This is a genomic window from Pseudomonas sp. NPDC089554 (genome assembly GCF_050280645.1).
Classification (GTDB): domain Bacteria; phylum Pseudomonadota; class Gammaproteobacteria; order Pseudomonadales; family Pseudomonadaceae; genus Aquipseudomonas.
The window spans coordinates 52545-70282 of record NZ_JBNNVR010000007.1; the positions used below are offsets into that span (position 1 = coordinate 52545).

Here is a 17738-nt window from a genome sequence, read left to right on the forward strand (position 1 = left end):
CTATCGCGGGCTTGCCCCGCGATAGCGCCATCACTGACACCCCACCCATCAAACCCTGAACTGGTTGATCAGGCGCCGTTGCTGCTCGGCCAGCTTGGTCAGCTCGGCACTGGCCTGGCTGGACTCATCCGCGCCGCCAGCCACTTCACCGGCCACCTGGCCAATGTTGATGACGTTGCGGTTGATGTCCTCGGCCACCGCGCTCTGCTGCTCGGCGGCGCTGGCGATCTGCGTGTTCATGTCGTTGATCACCGACACCGCCTGGGTGATGCTTTCCAGCGCTTCGGCCGCACGGGTGGCCTGCTGCACGCTGTCGTCGGTCTTGCCCTGGCTGTCTTCCATCACCTTGACCACGTCGCGGGTGCCTTGCTGAAGCTGCTGGATCATCTGCTGGATTTCTTCCGTGGCCTGCTGGGTCTTCTGGGCCAGGTTGCGCACCTCATCGGCGACCACCGCGAAGCCGCGCCCCTGCTCGCCGGCGCGGGCCGCCTCGATGGCGGCGTTGAGCGCCAGCAGGTTGGTCTGCTCGGCGATGGCGCGGATCGCCACGAGAATCGCATTGATGTTCTCGCTGTCGCGCGCCAGGTCCTGCACAACCGTCACCGCTCGGCCAATTTCACCGGCCAGCACGCTGATCGAGCGTGAGGTGTCGCGCACGATCTGCAAGCCCTGGTTGGCGGCCTGGTCGGCGTTGCTGGCCGCGTGTGCCGCATGGGTGGCGTTGCGCGCGACGTCCTGGGCGGTGGCGGTCATTTCCTGCACGGCGGTGGCTACCTGATCGATCTCGACCATTTGCTTGTGCACGCCCTGGTTGGTACGGATGGCGATATCGGCGGTGTGCTCGGACGAGTCGCTGACCTTCTGCACCGAGGTCACGACCTGGCTGATCATGGTCTGCAATTTGGTCAGGAAGGTATTGAAGCCCTTGGCGATGGCGCCCAGCTCGTCGGCGCGGTCGCTTTGCAGACGGCGAGTAAGGTCGCCTTCGCCCTGGGCGATGTCATCGAGCATCGCCACCATCTGGCGCAGCGGACGGGCGATACCATGGGCCAGCAGCCAGATCACCAGCAGGCCCAGGGCAGCAATGGCCAGGCCTACCAGGGTCATGCCGGTGATGTCGGTGTTGCGCTGGTCGGCCAGCTCGCGCTGCAATTGCTTGGCGTCGGCCATGACCACGCTCAGCGGCATTTCCAGCAGCAGCGCCCAGCGGGCGTCGGTATTAGCGACCTTGAACGGCAGGAACAGCTCGATGCGGTCTTTGGCGCTGTCGACCTTGTAGGTCAGCTCCTCACCCTTGAGGCTGGCCAGGGTCGCGGCCTCGGAGGCGTCCAGCACGTCGCTGGCCTTCTCGCCGAATTTCGTGGCATCACGGGTGTAGGCCACCAGCCGACCATTGGTCGAAACCAGCGCCAGTTCGCCAGCACCGTTATAGAGCTGGCGGTCGGCGGCGTTGAGCAGGTCCTGGATGAAGTTGACCGACAGGTCGGCGCCAGCGATGCCCTGGAACTGGCCATTGACCAGGATCGGCTCGACGAACGAGGCGAGCATGACCATCTTGTCGCCCACTTTGTAAGGCGCCGGGTCGATCACGCAGGCCTTGAGCGTCTCCTTGGGGCACAGGTAGTACTCACTGGCCCGCACGCCGGTAGACAGCACGGTGTGGTCGTTGACGTCGATCAGGCGGTCGTAGCCCAGGCTGCCGTCGGCATTGCGGAACCACCAGGGCAGGAAGCGCTCGCTATTGCTGTCGGCCCGGTCCAGTGCGTTCGGCTCCCAGCCCAGGTAGGCGCCCAGCACGCTGGGGTTGATCTCCAGGGTGCGCTTGAGCAGGTTGGCCAGGTGCGTGCGGTCCACCTGCATCAGTGGGCTGCCGTCGCTGCCCTGCATGCCGATCAGGCCGCTGACGGTGGCCAGGCCGCGGCTGATCACCAAGGGCGCTTCCAGGCCGCGCTGGATCTCGCTGACCTGAGTGCGGGCCATTGACTCCAGGCGTTGCTGGATCATGCTTTCGAGCTGCTGCTGGGTGCGCTGCTGGACCAGCGCCTGGGTGCGCTCGCTGGAGAACACCGCATACAGCACCAAGGCTGCGACAATGCTGAGGACGATGGCGCCGGCCAGGGCCGCGACGGAAAACTGGATCGACTTGAACTTCATTGCAGGAGCCCCGCACTGTGGCGAACGGTTTTTCCTGTTATCGGCGAGGTAATACCAAAGCATGAGGCGGTGCGAAGAAATCTTCCCTGCGGCTATGGCGACTACGAACCGCAGGCCCTAGGATACGGCGCATGTAGAAAGGGAGTGTTTCCATGCGTAGATCATTTGTACTCGGCATGCTGGGCGCCGGCCTTCTGTTGGGCGGCTGCCAGGCGGTGAATACCACCAGCGGTGGGGCAGTGGGCGTTGAACGCAAGCAGTACATGTTCAGTGCGCTGTCGACCGCTGAGGTCAACCAGATGTACGCGCAGTCGTACCAGCAGACCCTCAGCGAAGCCTCGGGCAAAGGTGTGCTGGACAAGTCCAGCGCCACCGCCAAACGCGTGCAGCTCATTGCCGACCGGCTGATCGCCCAGGCGCCGCAATTCCGCCCGGACGCGGCGCAGTGGCAGTGGGAAGTCAACGTGATCAAGAGCGACGAGCTCAACGCCAACTGCGGCCCTGGCGGCAAGATCATCTTCTATACCGGGCTGATCGATAAGCTGCAGCTCACCGATGCCGAGATTGCGGCGGTGATGGGCCACGAGATCGCCCACGCCCTGCGTGAGCATGGCCGTGAAGCGATGTCCAAGGCCTATGGCATCGAGATGGCTCGCCAGGGCGCCGGTGCGTTGTTCGGCCTGGGTCAGGACAGCATGGCGCTGGCCGACACCGTGGTGAACTATTCCATGACCTTGCCCAATAGCCGTTCCAACGAGAACGAGGCGGACCTGATCGGCCTGGAGCTGTCGGCCCGCGCCGGCTACGACCCGAATGCCGCGATCACCCTGTGGAACAAGATGAGCAAGGCTTCCGAGGGTGCGCCGCCCGAGTTCATGAGCACTCACCCGGCCTCCAATACCCGTATCGCTTCGCTGCAGGCGGCTATTCCGAAAGTGATGCCGCTGTACCAGGCGGCGAAGAAGTAACGTTCGTTGCGTGGGGGCTGCAGGGCAGCCCTCACGTTCAGCCTATCCAGCCACTGGCCTGCATGGCCGTGTACACCGCCACGGCGGCCAGCACGAAGAACGCGGTGGCGGCCAGTCGGCGAATCAGCGTCAGCGGCAGTTTCTCTGCGGCGAAGTTACCGGCGAGCACCACGGGTACGTTGGCGATCAGCATGCCCACGGTGGTGCCAATGATGACCATGATCAGGTGAGGGTACTGGGCGGCCAGCATCACCGTGGCCACCTGGGTCTTGTCACCGATTTCCGCCAGGAAGAACGCGATCAGTGTCGTCAGGAACGGCCCGAAGCGCCGCGCATTGCTGGTTTCGTCGTCATCCATCTTGTCCGGTATCAGCGTCCATAGGGCGGTGGCGGCGAAGCTCGCGGCGAGGATCCAGTGCAGTGTGACCGCGCTGAAGAAACCGCTGACCCAGGCGCCCACTGCACCGGCTGCGGCGTGGTTGGCCAAGGTGGCCGCGACGATACCGGCAATGATTGGCCAGGGCTTGCGGAAACGGGCGGCGAGAATGAGCGCGAGCAGTTGCGTCTTGTCGCCGATTTCGGCGAGCGCAACGATGGCGGTGGGGACGAGTAGCGATTCCAGCATCAGGTTTCCTACGGGGGCGGGTCGACACGGCTATGACACGTACAGCCTTCCCGCCCCGGGTAAGGTGTGCGTGTCATAGGTCTTGTCAAACCCCGGGCCCATCTGTGTGGGCCGTAAGGTCGCACGCGCCATGGCCTGTGGGCCAAGTGTGTTGACGCGTACCGGGCGAGCAGGGCGCTCGCGGGAGACTACTCCCCTAGGACGGAGCGGATTCTGCCTAGCGAAATGGCTTTCGGCAAGCCCTAATTTTTTAACCCCGTGTTGCCTTGTAGATCCGGAAACCGTCGGCTTCGGCCAGGGTCTGGCAGTTGCCAAGCGCGCTCTCCAGCAGGGGTTGATAGCGTAGGAAGCTATTTGCAACAAGGCGTATTTCTCCGCCTTTTACCAGGTGTTTTCCCGATTTTTGCAGCAAGTTTTCCGACGCTTGATAGTCGGTATGTACGCCGGTATGGAACGGCGGATTGCTCAGGATCAGGGCCAGGCCCTCGGGGGCGGCATCGATACCGTCACCGCTGATGACGTCCCCTTCCAAGTCATTGGCCGCCAGCGTCAGTCGGCTGCTGGCAACGGCGAAGGCATCGACGTCGAGCAAGGTCACGCGGCTCTGTGGATAACGTCGCTTGACCGTCGCACCCAGCACGCCAGCGCCGCAGCCGAAGTCCAGCACATGGCCACTGGGCAAGCCATCGAGGTGTTTGAGCAGTAGTGCGCTGCCGCGGTCGAGTCGGCCATGGCTGAACACCCCCGGCAAGCTGACGACCTGCAGCGGGCCGTCCGCCAGTTCCAGCTCGAAGCGTTCGGCCAGGCTTTCCAGCGGCTTGGCCTGCGGCGCCTGGTCAATGCTTACCTGCCACAGCTGGCAGTGGCGGGCGCTGTCCAGCTTGCGTGGCTTGCCGAAGGCCTGCAATTGCTTGGCTGCACCCTCGATGCCGCCGCGCTTCTCGCCTACCAGGTACAGCGGGCGGCCCTCCAGGCGCGAGGCCAGGGCATTGAGCAGGTAGGCGGCCAGTTCGCGGGACTTGGGCAGGAACAGCACGGCGGCCTCGAAGTCGACCGCGGGCGCTTCGACGCCATAGTGGCTGCGGCCACTGAAACGCTCGCCAAGGCGGGCTTGGTCACCGGCGTGCCAGGTCCAGCCGTGGGCCTGTGGCAGACGGCCGAGCAGGTCGTCGGCTGGCAGCCCGGCGAGCAGCAGCGGGCCTTGGAACAGCTCGGCCTGGCGGAGCAACACTTCACTGCGCGGGTCCATGGGCGACCTCTCCTGAAAAAAGTGGCGCAGTGTACCAGAGCCGCCATCGCCTCAGCTGACCACGCGTACCGGCTGGCCAGCCAGGAATGCCTGGGCGTTCTCGGCCAGTTGGCCAACGATGCGCTGGCGCGACTCCACCGCGCCCCACGCGCTGTGCGGGGTGATGATCAGGCGCGGGATGTCGGGCGCCAGCAGCGGGTTGCCATTGACCGGCGGCTCGACGCTCAGCACGTCGGTGGCCGCCCCGCCCAGGTGGCCGCTGCGCAGGGCGTCGGCCAGGGCCTGTTCGTCGATCAGGCCGCCGCGTGCGGTGTTGACCACCAGCGCACTGGGCTTGAGCAAGGCCAGTTCGCGAGCACCGATCATGTGGCGGGTCTGGTCGTTGAGCGGGCAGTGCAGGGTCAGCGCATCGACCTGCGGCAGCAGTTCGTCCAGCGGCAGGCGATCGGCACGTGGCGGGCGGCCGGGAATCTGCCCGCTGAGCACGCGCATGCCGAAGGCTTCGGCCAGCCGCGCCACTGCGCCGCCCAGTTCGCCGTGACCGAGCAGGCCGAGGGTCTTGCCCTCGAGTTCGACGATCGGGAAGTCCAGCAGGCAGAACTGGCTGGCCTTGGCCCATTTCCCTTCCTTGACCGCTTGCTGGTAGTCGCACAACCGGGTAGCCAGCGCCAGCAGCAGCGCCAGGGTGTGCTGGGCCACCGAGGGCGTGCCATATCCCTGGCAGTTGCATACGGTGATGCCTTGGGCGCGGGCAGCGGCCAGGTCGACATTGTTGGTGCCGGTGGCCGACACCAGGATCAGTTTCAACTGCGGGTTGGCGGCCAGGGCCTTGGCGTCGAGCATCACTTTATTGCTGATGACCGCCGTGGCGCCGCGCAGGCGTTCGGCCACTTGCTCAGGTGCGGTGGTGGCGTAGGGCTGGAAACTGTCGAACTGCTGGACCAACGGCGACAGGTCAAGGTCGCCAAGGTCAAGGGAGTGATGGTCGAGGAAGACGGCGTGCTGCGGCATCAGGGGCTCCAGTCTCAATCGTGGGGTCTATCGCGGGGCATCAGATTGAAGTGCCGCAGCGCTTGCCGTCAACGGTGCCGCTCATACCTCGCCAGGCCAAATCATTCCTTCGGCTGATTTGACCGGCGCGTCACCGTTCTACAGTAAGTGCCTGAATTGTCCGGCAAGCTTTCCAGAATAAGGGATACCCATGTTGCAGACCCGCGTCATTCAGCCCGCAGAGGGCGCCTATACCTTCCCGCTGCTGATCAAGCGTCTGCTCATGTCCGGCAGCCGATACGAAAAGACCCGCGAAATCGTCTATCGCGACCAGTTGCGCCTGACCTACCCGCAGCTCAACGAGCGTATCGCCCGGCTGGCCAACGTGCTGACCGAGGCCGGGGTGAAGGCCGGTGACACCGTGGCGGTAATGGATTGGGACAGCCACCGCTACCTGGAATGCATGTTCGCCATCCCAATGATCGGCGCGGTGGTGCACACCATCAACGTGCGCCTGTCGCCGGACCAGATCCTCTACACCATGAACCACGCCGAGGACCGCTTCGTGCTGGTCAACAGCGACTTCGTCGGCCTTTACCAGGCCATCGCCGGCCAGTTGACCACGGTGGACAAGACCGTGCTGCTTACCGATGGCCCGGACAAGGCCGCCGAGCTGCCCGGCCTGGTCGGCGAGTACGAGCAACTGCTCGCCGCCGCCAGCCCGCATTACGATTTCCCCGACTTCGACGAGAGCTCGGTGGCCACCACCTTCTACACCACCGGCACCACCGGTAACCCCAAGGGCGTGTACTTCACCCATCGCCAGCTGGTGCTGCATACCCTGGCCGAAACTTCGGTGCTCGGCAGTCTCGACAGCGTCCGCCTGTTGAGCAGCGACGACGTGTACATGCCCATCACTCCCATGTTCCACGTGCATGCCTGGGGTATTCCATACGCAGCCACCATGATGGGTATCAAGCAGGTGTACCCGGGGCGCTATGAGCCGGACATGCTGATCAAGCTGTGGCGCGAGGAGAAGGTCACCTTCTCGCACTGCGTGCCGACGATCCTGCAGATGCTGCTCAATTGCCCGAGCGCCGCCGGCCAGGACTTTGGCGGCTGGAAGATCATCATCGGCGGCAGCGCGCTCAACCGCGCTTTGTACCAGGCAGCTCTGGCCCGCGGTATCCAGCTCACAGCGGCATACGGCATGTCCGAGACCTGCCCATTGATTTCCTGCGCGCACCTGAACGAGGAACTTAAGGCCGGCAGCGAGGACGAGCGTGTCACCTATCGAATCAAGGCCGGTGTGCCAGTGCCGCTGGTGGAGGCGGCCATCGTCGATGGCGAGGGTAATTTCCTGCCAGCCGACGGCGAGACCCAGGGCGAGCTGGTGTTGCGCGCGCCCTGGCTGACCATGGGCTACTTCAACGAGCCGCAGAAGAGCGCCGAACTGTGGGCCGGTGGCTGGCTGCACACCGGCGATGTCGCGACCCTGGACGGCATGGGCTACATCGACATCCGCGATCGCATCAAGGATGTGATCAAGACAGGCGGCGAGTGGATCTCCTCCCTCGACCTCGAAGACCTCATCAGCCGCCACCCGGCGGTGCGGGAAGTGGCGGTGGTCGGCGTGGCCGACCCGCAGTGGGGCGAGCGGCCTTTCGCGCTGCTGGTGCTGCGTGACGAGCAGGTGCTGGACGCCAAGCTGCTGAAGGAGCACCTCAAGCCGTTCGTCGAGCTCGGGCACATCAATAAATGGGCGATTCCCAGCCAGATCGCCGTTGTTACTGAAATTCCCAAGACCAGCGTCGGCAAGCTCGACAAGAAGCGTATCCGCACGGATGTCACCGCCTGGCAGGCCAGTAACAGTACTTTCCTCTCCACCCTGTAACACTGCCCCTGGCCGCGTCGTTTTCGACGCGGCCCGCGTGTTAGAGGGCTGGCGCCTTGTCAAACCGGGAAATTGAGCCATGCTTGAGCACTGCCAGCGCTCGGCATGGCGCTCTGAAGCGCGCAGTCGGTAGTAGACGCAAATCACACTTTAGAGGGATCAAGCACCTGCTGGTCGCTGGCTATAGTCGGGTCAGGGGATTTTCAGGAATGGGGGAGGGCGACACTGCGGTGTCGCCACAGGCAGGAGCCGGCCTAAGGGCGCTCGAGCCGTTTCTGAAAGGACTCACTGCCATAACAAAAAAAGTACATGGAGTAGCGTCGATGAAATCTGCAAACCAGTTCTGGCGCCGGGCCAAGTTGCCCCTGGCCGTCAGCCTCGCTTCCACGCTCGCAAGCCCCGCGTTCGGTGTGAGTTTCAACATCGGGGAAATCGAAGGCCAGTTCGACTCTTCGCTCTCCATTGGTGCCAGCTGGTCCACGGCCAACCCGAACAAGAACCTGATCGGCGTCAACAACGGTGGCCGGGGGCTTTCCCAGACATCCGACGACGGCCACCTGAACTTCAAGAAAGGCGAGACCTTCTCGAAGATCTTCAAGGGTATTCACGACCTCGAGCTCAAGTACGGTGACACTGGCATCTTCGTCCGTGGCAAGTACTGGTATGACTTCGAGCTCAAGGACGAGAATCGTCAGTTCAAAGACATCAGCGACTCCAACCGCAAACAGGGTGCCCAGGCCTCCGGTGCCGAGCTGCTCGATGCGTTCGTCTATCACAACTACAGCATCGCCGACCTGCCAGGCACCGTACGTCTGGGCAAGCAGGTGGTGAGCTGGGGTGAAAGTACCTTCATCGGCGGTGGCATCAACGCCGTCAACCCGATCGACGTGGCCTCGTTCCGTCGCCCGGGTGCCGAGATCAAGGAAGGCCTGATCCCGGTCAACATGTTCTACCTGTCGCAGAGCATCACCGACAACCTGACAGCGGAAGGCTTCTACCAGATCGAGTGGGACCAGACCGTCGTCGACAACTGCGGCACCTTCTTCTCCCAGCCCGACGTGATCGCCGATGGCTGCGACAACAACCTGGCTGTGCTGGCCACACGTTCGAACGTGGCGCGTAGCCTGGGGGCCTCTATTGGCCCGTTCGCCACTCCCGCGCTGAACGCGCTTGCGGGCCAGGGTGTGAACTGGGGGTCGCCTGACGAAGGTGTGATCGTGCGCCGTGGCCCTGACCGCGATGCCCGCGACAGCGGCCAGTTCGGCTTGGCCCTGCGTTACATGTACGAGCCACTGAACACCGAGTTTGGTGGCTACTTCATGAACTACCACAGCCGTGCGCCGATCTTCAGTGGTCGTGGCGCCGATGCTCGCTTCTACAACCCGGCCAACCTGGCTGCGGCACTGATCGGTGCCGGTATCCCGGGCGCCGTCGCGGGCAACGCGGCCCTGCTGCAGTCGCTCATGCCGTTGTATGTGGCGGGCAACTCCAGCTACTACGTGGAGTACCCTGAGGACATTCGCCTCTATGGCCTGAGCTTCTCCACCACCTTGCCAACCGGCACCGCCTGGAGTGGTGAAATCAGCTACCGGCCTAATGCGCCGGTGCAGTTGAACACCACCGACATCCTCTACTCGGGCCTGACACCACTGGACCCTAACGCTTCGGTACTGGTCGGACGGCCTAACACCGACCAGCAGGGCTATCGTCGCAAGGAGATCACCCAGCTGCAGACCACGTTCACCCACTTCTTCGACCAGGTGATGGGCGCAGAGCGTCTGACCACCGTGGGCGAGATCGGCTGGACCCACGTCGGTGGCCTGGAAAGCACGTCCAAGGCGCGCTACGGTCGTGACCCCGTTTACGGCCCTGGCCCGCTGCCCAGCGGTCGTTGCCAGAGCCTCAACGCCACGACCCTGGCCGGTGGCGCGCAGAACAACGTATCGCGTTATTGCGAGAACGAAGGCTTCACCACCTCCGACTCCTGGGGCTATCGCCTGCGCGCCATCTGGGACTACAACAACGTCTTCGCTGGCGTGAACCTGCGTCCGAGCGTGGCCTGGTCCCACGATGTCAAAGGTTACTCCCCTGGCCCTGGCGGCAACTTCGAAGAAGGCCGCAAGGCAGTCAGCCTGGGTGTGGATGCCGAATACCAGAACACCTACACGGCGAGCCTGTCGTACACCAACTTCTTCGATGGCAAGTACACCACCGTGGATGATCGCGACTTCGTCGCCCTCAGCTTCGGCGTGAACTTCTAAGAACACTGATCCAGGACGACAACGATGAAAATGACCACAAGTCTGCTGAAAGCCGGTGTGCTGGGCATGTCCCTGCTGGCAACCAGCGTCATGGCTGCGGTTTCCGCCGACGAGGCAGCCAAGCTTGGTTCTACCCTCACGCCCATGGGCGCCGAGAAGGCGGGTAACGCCGATGGATCGATCGGTCCGTGGGAGCCATTGGGCAAGACTGCCGGCAGCGTCGATGCCAAGGGTTTCCTGTCCGACCCATACGGCAGCGAGAAGCCGCTGTTCACTATCACGGCGCAGAACGTCGACCAGTACGCGAGCAAGCTTTCCCCGGGCCAGGTAGCGATGTTCAAACGCTACCCTGACACCTACAAGCTTCCGGTGTACAAGACCCATCGTGGCTCCACCGCGCCTGACGATGTGTTCGCCGCAATCAAGAAAAACGCCACCCAGACCACCCTGGTCGAAGGCGGCAACGGCCTGAACAACTTCGATACGGCGGTACCATTCCCGATCCCGAAAAGCGGCATCGAGGTGATCTGGAACCACATCACCCGCTACCGCGGTGGCAGCGTGACCCGTTTGGTAACCCAGGCTACGCCGCAGCAAAACGGTTCCTACAGCCTGGTGTATTTCAAGGACCAGTTCGTCTTCCGCGACAAGATGAAGGACTACGACCCGAGCAACCCGGGCAACGTACTGTTCTACTTCATGCAGGAAGTGACCGCGCCAGCGCGCCTGGCCGGTACCGTGCTGCTGGTGCACGAGACCCTCGACCAGGTCAAGGAGCCACGCAAGGCGTGGATCTACAACGCCGGCCAGCGCCGCGTACGCCAGGCACCGCAGGTTTCCTATGACGGCCCGGGTACTGCCGCCGACGGCCTGCGCACCTCCGACAACCTGGACATGTTCAACGGCGCGCCAGACCGCTACGACTGGAAGCTTGAAGGCAAGAAGGAGCTGTACATCGCTTCCAACGCCTACAAACTGGATGATCCGAAGCTCAAGTACAGCGACATCATCAAGGCTGGTCACATCAACCAGGACCTTGCTCGCTACGAGCTGCGCCGTGTGTGGCACGTGGTCGCGACCCTCAAGCCGGGCCAGCGCCACATCTACGCCAAGCGTGACTTCTACATCGACGAAGACACCTGGCAGGCTGCGGTGATCGACCAGTATGACGGTCGCAACCAGCTGTGGCGCGTCTCCGAGGCCCACGCCCAGCCGTACTACAACGTGCAGGTGCCGTGGTACACCCTGGAAGCCATCTACGACCTGCAATCGGGTCGCTACCTGGCACTGGGCATGAAGAACGAAGAGAAGAGCGCCTACAACTTCGGCTTCACGGCCAGCAAGGCCGACTTCCAGCCAGCCGCCCTGCGTCAGTCCGGGGTGCGTTGACCTGAAGTTGTACCCCCTGCGCGTGACCTCCCAGAACGCCCCGGCTTGCCGGGGCGTTTCTGTTACAGAAAGCAAATGGCGAGATATAAACGACACTGATGTCCATCAGGGTTGTTTCTTTTTGTCGTAGTCTTTTCTGCTAATTGCCCCCCGTCAGCTTCAAATGCCTGGGTTTAACCGCTAGTCTCGCAAGCATTCATATCGCCGCAATCTTCCAATCAGAACGAGCCGGCCATGACCGATCTGTCCCGTACGCATGGAGTCGCCAGCCAGGCCCTTGGTCTGCTGGACGGGCGTTTCTTCCGGCCGCCGCTGCCGGATGGCCATGTGCCGCGCGCACGTCTGTGCCAGCGCCTGGAGGCGGGGCTGTCGGGGCGGTTACTTCTGATCAGTGCGCCTGCCGGCTTTGGCAAGAGCTCCCTGGCCATCGAGTTCTGCCAGCAGCTGCCGCATCACTGGCGTAGCCTGTGGCTGGGGTTGAGCCAGCGCGATGCCGACCCTGGGCGTTTCCTCGAGCGCCTGCTCGAAGGGCTCCAGCAGTTCTGCCCGGCATTGGGCGGGCAGGCCATGGGTCTGCTGAAGATGCGCCAGCGCCACCAGCCGTTTGCCTTCGAGGAATGGATCGACGGCCTGCTCGACGAGCTTGCGCTCTACCTGCAAGGCGATACCCCACTGCTGCTGGTGCTGGACGACTACCACCTGGCACAAGGCCCGGTGCTTGACCGCTGCCTGCAATTCTTCCTCAACCACCTGCCGCCGGGCCTGCTGTTGCTGGTTACCAGCCGCCAGCGCCCCGACTGGCACCTGGCGCGCCTGCGCCTTTCCCGACAACTGGCCGAGCTCAGCGAGCAGGACCTGCGCCTTACCCCCGACGAAGCCCTGGCGGTCATCGGCCGCCAGCCCACCGGCTTGCGCGGGCAGGCACTGGACAACCTGATCCAGCGCAGCGATGGCTGGGTGGCCGGGCTGCGTTTCTGGCAGCTGGCGGCCAGCGAGTCGGGTGACGACAACGCCTTGCCCCAGGCCCTGCACGGCGGCGAAGGCATGATCCGTGACTACCTGCTCGAGGAAGTCATCGAGATGCTGCCCCCTGACGTGCAGGCGTTTCTCTATGACACCGCCTGCCAGGAGCGCTTCTGCGCCGAGCTGTGCGATGCCCTGCGCGAGCGCGACGACAGCGCGTCGATCCTGCGTTACCTGCAGGCCCACCAGGTGTTCCTGGTGCCACTGGACGAACATGGGCACTGGTTCCGTTACCATCACCTGTTCTCCGACCTGCTGCGCAGCCGTCAGGCCAGTGCACCGCTGGCGAGCCTGCACCTGCGTGCCTGCCGCTGGTTCCAGGCCCAGGGCCTGCTCGACGAAGCGGTCGAACAAGCCCTGCGTGCCGGGTGCCTGGATGTCGCGGCCGACTTGGTACAGAGCCTGTCGGAGGAGCAACTGCTGGCCGAGCAGAATGTCGGCATGCTGTTGCGTTGGAAAATGGACCTGCCCGACAGCCTGCTCATCAGTACCCCGCGGCTGATCGTGCTGTACAGCTGGGCACTGGGCCTGGCGTGCCAGCTGGATGCCGCCGAGGAACTGGCAGGCTACCTGAGTCGCTTCCTGCCGGCGCCGTCGGCTACCGCGCAGAAATCCATGCTGGCTCAATGGCTGGCGCTGAGCGGGGTGATCGCTCGGGGGCGAGGCGACCGGGTACATACACTGGCCTACTGCGAGCAAGCCCTGCAAAGCTTGCCGCACAAACGCTACGGCCAGCGCTTGGTGTGCCTGTCGACGCTGTCCAACCTAGCGATCGCCGATGCTGACTTCTGGCGCGCCAGGGGCTGGAACCGTGAAGCGCTGGAGCTGGCGCAACGGGTAGGCAATCCGCTGTTCGAGGCGCTGGCCCATTACGACCGGGCGCGGGTGCTGCACGCCCGTGGCGAGGTACTCCGTGGGCTCGATGAAGTACGCCAGGGGCTACAGCGGCTGCAGGGGCTTTCCGGGCAACGGCTGTACGCCATTCGTGCGCGCCTGACCCTGTACGAAGGCTACCTGATGGCTTCGCGCTTGCAGCCCGCCCAGGGGCGTGCCCGCTTGCGGGCCGGCCTTAGTGAGGCACGGGCCTGCCGCGATATGAGCGTGCTCATCGGCCACTGCGTGATCGCCACCCTGGATGGGCGTGAGGGGCGTTTCGCCGAGGCTTTCGCCGAGCTGGCCGAGGCCGAGCGCCTGATGCATATCTGGGATGTGCCGCCCATCTTCTACCTGGCGATGATTACCTTGGTGAAGTGCGAGCTGTGGCTGGCCCAGGGCCGTACTGACCTCGCCGAGTCCTGGCTGCTGCGCCTGGGGCAGACCTATGGCGGCGAACAGCCCGCTGCCGCGCCTGAGTTCCATCCGTGGCTGCCGCTGCACATCGAGCTTCAGCAGGCGCTGCTGGAGCGCACGCTGGAGCGTTCAGAGGATGTAGAACGTCGCCTGCGGGCGCTGATCGAGCGTGGCCAGGCCAGTGGCGGGTTGATGCTGGTGGTCTGCGCATCGTGTCAATTGATCGACCTGGCGCTTGCCCAGGGCCGTGAACAGGACGCTGCCAAGCTGTTGCCCAAGGCGTTGGACGCCGCCAATGGCGGCGTGCTGCAACCCTTCCAGCGGTTGCTCGATGAACACCCGGTTTGGCTACGCGAGCAACTGGCGGCAAGCCCCATCGGTGCGGCACAGGCCGACCTGCTGGCACGCCTGCCACAGGCGCCAGCGACAGGCTTGGTTGCCAGTGAAAGCCTCAGTGGGCGTGAGCTTGCAGTGCTCGAGCTGATCGCCCAGGGGTGCTCCAACCAACAGATCAGCGAACGCCTGTTCATCTCCCTGCACACGGTCAAGACCCACGCCAGCCACATCAACAGCAAGCTCGGTGTGGAGCGACGTACCCAGGCGGTAGCTCGGGCAAAGTCGCTAGGGTTGCTGGCCTGAGGGGCGTTTGCCCCAGTACAATGGTGGCTTATAGCTACTACCACTTGCGTGCCAGCGTTTCCAGCTCATCTTTCCCGACCTACTGCCGATAAACACCTCGGCGGGCTGCGTCGTCACGCACCAATTTCCAAACCTTTCCAATACAGGTCGTGTCGATGCTGCAGTATGGGCAAAAAAACTTTCTGATCGTCGACGACTTCACCGACTTCCGCACATCGACCCGCTCCATGTTGCGTGAGCTCGGTGTGCGTGAGGTGGACACCGCCGACAGCGGAGAGCAGGCCCTGCGCATGTGTGGGCAGAAACGCTACGACTTCATTCTCCAGGACTTCCACCTGGGCGATGGCAAGAAGAACGGCCAGCAAGTGCTCGAAGACCTGCTGCTGGACAAGCTGATCAGCCATGAATGCGTGTTCATCATGGTGACCGCCGAGAGCAGCCAGTCCATCGTCCTCAGCGCCCTTGAGCACGAGCCCGACGCTTACCTGACCAAGCCATTCAACCGTGTCGGCCTGGCCCAGCGCCTGGAAAAGCTGGTACAGCGCAAGACCTTGCTCAAGCCGATTCTTCAGGCCCTGGACCGAGGCCGCCCGGCCGAAGTGCTGGCCGCCTGCGCCGAGCTGTGCAAGCAAGACCCACGTTTCGCACCGCTGTGCCTGCGTTACCGCGCCGACGCCTTGCGCGAGCTGAACCGTTTCGACGAGTTGGAGAAATTCCTCAAGAACATCCTCGCCAGCCGTCCGCAGCCTTGGGCCTACGCGGCCCTTGGCAGCCTATTGCACAAGCGTGGCCAGCAAGACCAGGCCCAGGGCGTCTACGAGCAGGCGCTAAAGGCGTTTCCGATCATGCCGGGGCTGTATGACGGCATGGCCGAAGTCTTGGTGGCCAAAGGCGAAAGCCGGCGTGCTCAGCACATGCTCGAGGAGGCGGTGCGTCTTTCGCCCCTGGCGGTACGCCGCCAGGCCGCGCTGGGCAAGTTGGCGCTGGACAACGCCGATTACGACAGCGCCTCGAAGGCCTACCGGCATGCGGTGAACCAGGGCCAGAGCTCGCGTTACAAAAGTGCAGAAAGCAACCTTGGCCTGGTTCAAGCGCTGATGAACAAGAACGAAGGCAATGGCCTGGACGCGCGTACACGGGTCGAGATCAACACTGTGCTCAGCGAAGTGGCCAAGGAGAACGTCGAGGACCAGGGCTTGCAGGTGCGTGCCCGGCTGATGAAGGCCGCCAGCCTGCAGCAAGCCGGCGATGCGGAAACCGCAGGCAAGCTCACCGAGCAAGCCATGCAGCGGCTGGAGAAAATGGACCAGTTCTTCTCGGTAGAGGCGGCCCTGACCGTGGCCAAGCAGCTCAAGGCGCTGGGCCAGGACGCGGCGGGCACCTCGATTCTCAAGGGCTGCGTGGAAACCTACGGCGACGACCCCAAGGTCATGCAGAGCATCGCCAAGGTTACCGACGACCCAGCAGTGCTTGGGGCGGTCACCGAAGCGGTCGACCTCAACCGCCAGGGCGTGCGCGCCTACCAGGCTGGGCAGCTCGACGAGGCGCTGACGCTGTTCCGCCGAGCGCTGAAGTTGCAGCCGAAGAACATCAGTATCGCCTTGAACAGTGCCCAGGCGTTGATTCGTATCGGCGGCGAGCAGCCATCGCCCCAGATCATGCAGGAATGCCGTGACTGCCTGAACAGCGTGGCCGGCATCCCGGCCAGCGACAGCCGTTACGACCGTTATCGCAAGCTGCATGTGCGGGTGTTCGGCGCATGAATGACGAATGCGAAGGGCTGGATTTCTCCACGGTAATCGCCTCCACCGTGCACGACATGAAGAACTCCCTCTCGGCGCTGATCCAGGCCCATGACCAATGGCTGGCGCGTCTGCCCGAGGAGGCGCGCGAAGGTAGCGAGCAAGGGGTGATCGAACATGAGTTCCGTCACCTCAATGGCATGCTCGTGCAACTGCTGGGCTTGTACAAACTGGGCATCAACCAGCTGCCGATCTGCCCCGACTACCACGAGCTGGAGGACTTCGTCGAAGCCCAGCTGGCGGCCCAGCAGGAAGTGTTCCGCCAGCGCGACATCCTGGCCACCTGGCGTATCGAGACGCAGAGCCCGCTGGGCTTTTTCGATCGCGAACTGGTCGCTTCGGTGGTGGCCAACGTGCTGACTAACGCGGTGCGCTACGCTGGCCATGCGCTGTTGATCAGTGTCGAGGAAGAGGGCGAGCAACTGGTGATCAGCGTCAACGACGACGGCGCCGGCTACCCGCAACGCATGCTCGAGCGCCAGCAGGAGTATGTGCAAGGCATCGACCAGCAAAGCGGCAGCACCGGGCTGGGGCTGTACTTCGCCGCACGTATCGCGGCCCTGCATGAACGCAATGGCGTGCGGGGGCGGATCGAGATTGCCAATGGCGGGGCGCTTGGGGGAGGGTTGTTCAGGTTGTATTTGCCCTGAACGAACGGGGTGGATGTTGCAGCTGTTTTCACAGCGTGAGGCATTTCCCTGAGAGGCGTGAGAGGGTTCCCTATCAGGTACTGCGGGCTTCAAATAGTGCGCAACGGATGACAATGTAGATACGGTGTTTCTACATATCGCTTGCAATCATTTGGAGGGTTTCTACTATGTATCTACCTTTGGAGATACTTATGGAAGTCAAAATTCAGCAGTGGGGCAACAGTGCCGCCATCCGCCTTCCTGCCGCAGTGCTCAAGCAACTACGGCTGAGCGTGGGTTCTACGTTGAACCTGGATACGACAGGTGAGTCGATGGTGCTCAAGCCTGTCAGAGCCAAACCCAAGTACAAGCTCGAAGACCTGATGGCCCAGTGCGATGTCAACGCAGCTGAGCCTGAAGACCTGGCCGCGTGGAATGCCATGAGCCCTGTCGGGCGTGAGATATGAGGCGGGTCCGATTCGCCAGGGGCGATATCGTTAACGTCAATCTCGAGCCCACGGTAGGACGAGAGCAGCAGGGGCATTTTCGGCCAGCCATGGTCCTCACGCCCGTCGCGTACAACTCTGCCGGGCTGGCGATCATCGTGCCTATAACACAGGGTGGCAGTTACGCCAGGCACGCAGGGTTCGCTGTGACGCTCAGTGGTGCCGGCACTCAAACCCAGGGTGTTATTCTCTGCAACCAACTGCGTAGCGTCGATCTCGAAGCCCGAGGTGCCAAGCGTATTGAGACGGCGCCAGAAATGGTTATCGATGATGCGCTTGCTCGTGTGCAGGCTCTCTTTGAACAAACATGACTTGCCGT

Annotated in this window: 13 protein-coding genes, 1 pseudogene and 1 riboswitch; of the genes and pseudogenes, 9 read left to right on the forward strand and 5 right to left on the reverse strand. The window is 63.3% G+C overall.

All coding sequences use genetic code 11. The features are described from left to right. Positions 1–48: 48 nt before the first annotated feature. Complete coding sequence (locus ACQKPE_RS03980) at positions 49–891, reverse strand: methyl-accepting chemotaxis protein (RefSeq protein ID WP_427663506.1); 843 nt, start codon at positions 889–891, stop codon at positions 49–51. A gap of 15 nt (positions 892–906) precedes the next feature. After that, positions 907–2217: pseudogene (locus ACQKPE_RS03985) on the reverse strand (HAMP domain-containing protein); the annotation flags it as partial. Between the two features lie 89 nt (positions 2218–2306). Between ACQKPE_RS03985 and ACQKPE_RS03990 the strand changes: the two are divergent. Beyond that, positions 2307–3122, forward strand: a complete 816-nt coding sequence (locus tag ACQKPE_RS03990; protein ID WP_427663468.1) for a M48 family metallopeptidase — start codon at positions 2307–2309, stop codon at positions 3120–3122. Positions 3123–3159: 37 nt separating this feature from the next. On the opposite strand, the gene ACQKPE_RS03995 is transcribed toward ACQKPE_RS03990, so the two are convergent. The 3 genes from ACQKPE_RS03995 to ACQKPE_RS04005 all read right to left on the reverse strand — a co-directional run bounded on the left by ACQKPE_RS03995 (position 3160) and on the right by ACQKPE_RS04005 (position 6007). After that, entirely contained in the window at positions 3160–3747 is a 588-nt protein-coding gene (locus ACQKPE_RS03995; protein WP_427663469.1) for a TMEM165/GDT1 family protein, read from the reverse strand. Between the two features lie 87 nt (positions 3748–3834). Further along, a riboswitch (yybP-ykoY riboswitch) is annotated at positions 3835–3956 on the reverse strand. A 41-nt stretch (positions 3957–3997) separates the two neighbouring features. Further along, on the reverse strand, positions 3998–4996 hold the full coding sequence (locus tag ACQKPE_RS04000) for a methyltransferase (protein ID WP_427663470.1): 999 nt from the start codon (positions 4994–4996) through the stop codon (positions 3998–4000). Positions 4997–5047: 51 nt separating this feature from the next. Continuing rightward, entirely contained in the window at positions 5048–6007 is a 960-nt protein-coding gene (locus ACQKPE_RS04005; RefSeq protein ID WP_427663471.1) for a 2-hydroxyacid dehydrogenase, read from the reverse strand. Positions 6008–6197: 190 nt separating this feature from the next. Here ACQKPE_RS04005 and ACQKPE_RS04010 point away from each other — a divergent pair, with 190 nt between their 5' ends. The 8 genes from ACQKPE_RS04010 to ACQKPE_RS04045 all read left to right on the forward strand — a co-directional run bounded on the left by ACQKPE_RS04010 (position 6198) and on the right by ACQKPE_RS04045 (position 17730). Next, positions 6198–7880: a fatty acid--CoA ligase gene (locus ACQKPE_RS04010; RefSeq protein WP_427663472.1), complete on the forward strand. Its 1683-nt coding sequence runs from the start codon at positions 6198–6200 to the stop codon at positions 7878–7880. 323 nt (positions 7881–8203) lie between these two features. After that, positions 8204–10141, forward strand: a complete 1938-nt coding sequence (locus ACQKPE_RS04015; RefSeq protein WP_427663473.1) for a DUF1302 domain-containing protein — start codon at positions 8204–8206, stop codon at positions 10139–10141. A 24-nt stretch (positions 10142–10165) separates the two neighbouring features. Beyond that, positions 10166–11530 (forward strand): DUF1329 domain-containing protein, encoded by a 1365-nt coding sequence (locus ACQKPE_RS04020; RefSeq protein ID WP_427663474.1) that lies wholly within the window; start codon positions 10166–10168, stop codon positions 11528–11530. 234 nt (positions 11531–11764) lie between these two features. Beyond that, the gene (locus ACQKPE_RS04025; protein ID WP_427663475.1) at positions 11765–14482 is read left to right on the forward strand and encodes a LuxR C-terminal-related transcriptional regulator; all 2718 of its coding nucleotides are present in this window, start codon (positions 11765–11767) and stop codon (positions 14480–14482) included. A 155-nt stretch (positions 14483–14637) separates the two neighbouring features. Next, positions 14638–16245: a response regulator gene (locus ACQKPE_RS04030; protein ID WP_427663476.1), complete on the forward strand. Its 1608-nt coding sequence runs from the start codon at positions 14638–14640 to the stop codon at positions 16243–16245. Beyond that, entirely contained in the window at positions 16242–16934 is a 693-nt protein-coding gene (locus ACQKPE_RS04035) for a sensor histidine kinase (RefSeq protein ID WP_427663477.1), read from the forward strand. The genes ACQKPE_RS04030 and ACQKPE_RS04035 overlap by 4 nt, the downstream gene beginning before the upstream one ends. A gap of 191 nt (positions 16935–17125) precedes the next feature. Beyond that, positions 17126–17380, forward strand: a complete 255-nt coding sequence (locus ACQKPE_RS04040) for an AbrB/MazE/SpoVT family DNA-binding domain-containing protein (RefSeq protein WP_427663478.1) — start codon at positions 17126–17128, stop codon at positions 17378–17380. Then, positions 17377–17730, forward strand: coding sequence for a type II toxin-antitoxin system ChpB family toxin (locus ACQKPE_RS04045; RefSeq protein WP_427663479.1), 354 nt, complete (start codon positions 17377–17379; stop codon positions 17728–17730). Before ACQKPE_RS04040 ends, ACQKPE_RS04045 begins: the two co-directional genes overlap by 4 nt. Positions 17731–17738 lie beyond the last annotated feature (8 nt).

What these genes read in the sequence shown, in the direction of transcription:
- ACQKPE_RS03980 (WP_427663506.1), bottom strand. Translation starts at nt 891, where the DNA reads ATGATCAGCCAGGTCGTGACCTCGGTGCAGAAGGTCAGCGACTCGTCC.
- ACQKPE_RS03990 (WP_427663468.1), top strand. Translation starts at nt 2,307, where the DNA reads ATGCGTAGATCATTTGTACTCGGCATGCTGGGCGCCGGCCTTCTGTTG.
- ACQKPE_RS03995 (WP_427663469.1), bottom strand. Translation starts at nt 3,747, where the DNA reads ATGCTGGAATCGCTACTCGTCCCCACCGCCATCGTTGCGCTCGCCGAA.
- ACQKPE_RS04000 (WP_427663470.1), bottom strand. Translation starts at nt 4,996, where the DNA reads ATGGACCCGCGCAGTGAAGTGTTGCTCCGCCAGGCCGAGCTGTTCCAA.
- ACQKPE_RS04005 (WP_427663471.1), bottom strand. Translation starts at nt 6,007, where the DNA reads ATGCCGCAGCACGCCGTCTTCCTCGACCATCACTCCCTTGACCTTGGC.
- ACQKPE_RS04010 (WP_427663472.1), top strand. Translation starts at nt 6,198, where the DNA reads ATGTTGCAGACCCGCGTCATTCAGCCCGCAGAGGGCGCCTATACCTTC.
- ACQKPE_RS04015 (WP_427663473.1), top strand. Translation starts at nt 8,204, where the DNA reads ATGAAATCTGCAAACCAGTTCTGGCGCCGGGCCAAGTTGCCCCTGGCC.
- ACQKPE_RS04020 (WP_427663474.1), top strand. Translation starts at nt 10,166, where the DNA reads ATGAAAATGACCACAAGTCTGCTGAAAGCCGGTGTGCTGGGCATGTCC.
- ACQKPE_RS04025 (WP_427663475.1), top strand. Translation starts at nt 11,765, where the DNA reads ATGACCGATCTGTCCCGTACGCATGGAGTCGCCAGCCAGGCCCTTGGT.
- ACQKPE_RS04030 (WP_427663476.1), top strand. Translation starts at nt 14,638, where the DNA reads ATGCTGCAGTATGGGCAAAAAAACTTTCTGATCGTCGACGACTTCACC.
- ACQKPE_RS04035 (WP_427663477.1), top strand. Translation starts at nt 16,242, where the DNA reads ATGAATGACGAATGCGAAGGGCTGGATTTCTCCACGGTAATCGCCTCC.
- ACQKPE_RS04040 (WP_427663478.1), top strand. Translation starts at nt 17,126, where the DNA reads ATGGAAGTCAAAATTCAGCAGTGGGGCAACAGTGCCGCCATCCGCCTT.
- ACQKPE_RS04045 (WP_427663479.1), top strand. Translation starts at nt 17,377, where the DNA reads ATGAGGCGGGTCCGATTCGCCAGGGGCGATATCGTTAACGTCAATCTC.